We start from the raw sequence: 3,406 nt of genomic DNA, 5'->3' as shown, positions 1-3,406 counted from the left end.
GTCGCCAGAGCCGCCTACAAACAGAGCTTCATCGACAACGATTTCAGCTACCTCGACGATCCGGCATACCAAGGACACTTCCTGGGCGAGCAGCTGAAGCGACTGCGTCCCACCAGCGACGTTACGATCGACTTGGGCGGTCGATTTCGGTCTCGGTATCACAACGAAAACAATCTACGCGGCGGTCGCCGATTGACCGGTGCCAGTGACGAATTCGTATTGTCGCAGACGTTGTTGTTCGCAGATGTTCATATCGGCGACAATTGGCGAGTCTTCGGCGAAGCGATCGACGCGACCAGCGATGGCGAAGATTTGCCGCCGCGAGGCAGCGAAGTCAACCGTTTCGATATGCAAATGCTTGCCGTGGATGCGTTACTGCTCAGCAGTGGTGACGATCAAGAATGGTGGCTGCGTTTCGGACGCCAAGAAATGCACTATGGGTCGCAACGTCTCGTCGCCAGCCGTCCTTGGCGGAACACACCACTGACGCACGATGGGGTGCGGAGTTGGTGGAAGTCCGATTCCGCACGTGTCGATGCGTTCTGGGTGCGGCCAATCGATCTGGCACAGCATCGGCCCGACGATACCAACTTTGACAGCCCCGACCAAAGCCGCCAGTTCTATGGGGTCTTTGGTACAACGAAAACCGACACGGCACGATACGACCTTTATTACTTTGGAATGACCGAAGAAGATGAACTGGTGCAAACGTTTGCCGGGGTTCCTGGTGGTTTTGATGTCCACACGATCGGTGGTCGCGTTCTGCGTAGCGAAGGCGACGTGAAGTTTGAACTCGAAGGAGGCTACCAGTTCGGAAGTTTCTCGAGTTCGCGTCAATCGGCTGGCTTTGCCACCGTCGGTCTCGGACGCACGTTTGAACGATTGCCCCTGAAACCGACCACTTGGCTGTTCTACGATTGGGCATCAGGCGATGACGATTTGAACGACGGTGTTCACGGAACGTTCTACCAGCTCGAGCCTCGTGGACACTACTACTTGGGACTCGCCGATTTGACAGGACGTCAAAACATTCAAGACCTGAATGTGCAGACGTCGCTTGCGATTCGCGACGACTTGGAATGTCGCATCCATTTCCACAACTTCTGGCTCGCCAACCGCCGAGACGCGCTGTACACCAACGGCACTGCGGCATCGTTCCAAGATCCCACCGGGTCTGCGGGCAACGAGATTGGCCACGAGTTGGATTTGCAGTTGCGTTGGAGCATTTCGCCGCGAGCTCACTTTTTGGTTGGATACAGCTACCTGTGGGCAGGCGACTACTTTGACAGCCCCGTCATCCAAGGCGGCCCCGCTGGAATTGCTCCTAACGGAGCGAGTGGCGACGACGGCGAATTTACCTACATCCAATCGACGCTGCGATTCTAGAAAAGCGAAATGCCAATTTGCCGCCGGCGAAGCGACAAATTGGCATCCGATCGCCATCGAAAGGTCACCGTGGATGTGAATTCGAGGGTTGGCACCGTGGTTGCTAGTGACGGGGGTGCTAGTGACGTCGGCCATGCAGTCGACGTCCAATGCAAACGTTCATTCCCGGCAACGGAGACCGAGTCATGGTGATTGAAAATCCAAACAGCATCCTGGTTTATCTGTTATGCGGCATCGGAGTGCTAACGGTTGGCGGACTGGTCTCGCTTGCCGGGTACGTCACGTTCTTTAAACGACACTGATACTCTCTTTATCGGTCAGTGATTAAAAGTCAACGTTGGGCCATTGGAAAATTTCGCGATCCCAACGTTCCCATGGCATCCGCTGCAGCGGTTGACGTCCGCGGTCATCGAGCGATCGCAGCAACTGGTCCTTGCGGCTTTGTGGCAAGTCGTTGTCGTCATTGATGGCGTCACGAATTTGTTGTCGTGTGCCTGTGAACTCCTTGCTGATCGAATTGCCGCCGGTGTCTTGGTAGGTGATGCGTACCAAGTAAGTTCCGTCGGCTTCCTTTTGCAGCGTCAACGACTCAAACGAAGTCCATTCGGTTCCCGTTCCCAATGCGTCTTGTGCTTCGGTCCAGAACTCGGGCCGCAACGGCGAAAACGGAATGTTGAAGCGTCCGGTCACGCCCGACCAGTCCGAGTAGACCGGTTTTTGTAAGGTCTGTTCGCCCAATTTGACCTTCGCCGTCTGCAACTCGCCGCCGCGAACGTATTGCACTTCGATCTCTTTGCCGGGCTCATCGTTGCGGACACGTTTGACAAGTTGCTCGGGTGAATACAGGTCCTGGTCATCGTAGCGAACCAGCACGTCGTGTGGCTTCAGTCCCGCCATGTCTGCCGGCGAGCCTTTGGCGACTTCCGAGACGAGCACACCACGTCCATCGTTGATCACGGCCGGAAGATGGCTTTTTAGTACTTCGGGAAGCGAGGTCACCCCGACGCCAAGTCGAGCTTGGGTGACATTGTCGGTTTTCGATTTCGTTTCGGCAGCAAATGTGATCGCTGGCAGCATGAAAAGCAGAGACAAGCCAGCGAGAATCGGAACAATGCGTTGGCGATTGGTTTTCATTTTGAATCTCCTGTGACCGCGAGTCAATTTGTTTAACAGCTGGCCAAAGGCGTCTGCGATAGTTTCGCAGTGATGGACGCCTTCGGCGAGCCGTTAAGCGAACGGACGTTCGCTTAACGGTTTACCTCATCAAGCCGCTTTCACTTTAATCCGTCGCGGTTTGGCGTGATCGGACTTCGGCAGGTGCAGCGTCAACACGCCATCGTGCAGTTCCGCCGAGATGGCTTCGCTGTTGATTGCTTCACCGATCATGAACGTCCGCTGGAAGTCGCCGACACCATATTCGCTATACAGGTATCCTTCGCCATCATGGCAGCAGCTCACCTTGCCGTGGATCGTCAGTTGACGGTTCTCGAATTGGATATCCAAGTCGTCACGTTCGACGCCCGGAAGATCGCCGTACAGGATCAACTCGTCGTCGCCTTCCCAAATGTCAAACCGAGGCTGGTAGGTCCGTCGAGCTTGTTGATTGTTTTCGTTTTGATATTGGCTCAGTCGTCCATGGTCGTTTTGATTTTTGGTTTCGTGTTGATTGGTTGTTGTCATGGTGGTGCTCATGGTTCACCTCCAAAGATTCTAGGGATTTGGTTTGTTCGTAATCGTCCAAACGGGATGGTCAGTTTGCCTTGACTTCGATTCGTCGCGGCTTAATGGCTTCGCTCTTGGGCAGCGTGATGTGCAGCACGCCGTTTTTGAAGTCGGCCGATACCTTTTCGCTGTCGATGTCGCCGGGCAATTCGATCATGCGGCTGAACTTGCCATAGCTGCATTCTTGGCGATGCCATGTTCCGCCTTCATGCTCCGGTGGCTTGCGTTCGCCTTTGAGCGTCAATTGATTTCCGGTGACGTAGATTTCCATATCATCCATGTGGAAGCCGGGCAATTC

General features: G+C 54.7%; 5 protein-coding genes. 2 read left to right on the top strand and 3 right to left on the bottom strand.

Annotation, left to right across the window (positions count from 1 at the left end; translation table 11 throughout):
* A partial coding sequence (locus ABX962_RS32985; protein WP_372725935.1) for an alginate export family protein occupies nucleotides 1-1,386 on the top strand: 1,386 nt, incomplete at its 5' end.
* A gap of 149 nt (nucleotides 1,387-1,535) precedes the next feature.
* Entirely contained in the window at nucleotides 1,536-1,688 is a 153-nt protein-coding gene (locus ABX962_RS32980; RefSeq protein ID WP_372725934.1) for a hypothetical protein, read from the top strand.
* Nucleotides 1,689-1,710: 22 nt separating this feature from the next.
* Here the strand turns inward: ABX962_RS32980 and ABX962_RS32975 are convergent, their stop codons facing one another.
* From ABX962_RS32975 to ABX962_RS32965, 3 genes are all read right to left on the bottom strand, one after another.
* Nucleotides 1,711-2,520 carry a S1C family serine protease gene (locus ABX962_RS32975; protein WP_372725933.1) on the bottom strand — a complete coding sequence of 270 codons (810 nt, stop codon included), beginning with the start codon at nucleotides 2,518-2,520 and terminating at the stop codon, nucleotides 1,711-1,713.
* A gap of 129 nt (nucleotides 2,521-2,649) precedes the next feature.
* The gene (locus ABX962_RS32970) at nucleotides 2,650-3,078 is read right to left on the bottom strand and encodes an Hsp20/alpha crystallin family protein (protein WP_372725932.1); all 429 of its coding nucleotides are present in this window, start codon (nucleotides 3,076-3,078) and stop codon (nucleotides 2,650-2,652) included.
* 58 nt (nucleotides 3,079-3,136) lie between these two features.
* The coding region (locus ABX962_RS32965) for an Hsp20/alpha crystallin family protein (RefSeq protein WP_372725931.1) at nucleotides 3,137-3,406 on the bottom strand (270 nt) is incomplete at its 5' end.

The sequence above is a fragment of the Novipirellula sp. genome, assembly GCF_041583735.1.
GTDB lineage: Bacteria > Planctomycetota > Planctomycetia > Pirellulales > Pirellulaceae > Novipirellula.
The sequence above is the reverse complement of the archived record's forward strand: the minus strand, read 5'-3'. Positions and strand labels throughout refer to the sequence as shown.

Excerpts from the sequence above, each read along its gene's own strand:
- ABX962_RS32980 (WP_372725934.1), top strand. The coding sequence starts at position 1,536 with ATGCAAACGTTCATTCCCGGCAACGGAGACCGAGTCATGGTGATTGAA.
- ABX962_RS32975 (WP_372725933.1), bottom strand. The coding sequence starts at position 2,520 with ATGAAAACCAATCGCCAACGCATTGTTCCGATTCTCGCTGGCTTGTCT.
- ABX962_RS32970 (WP_372725932.1), bottom strand. The coding sequence starts at position 3,078 with ATGAGCACCACCATGACAACAACCAATCAACACGAAACCAAAAATCAA.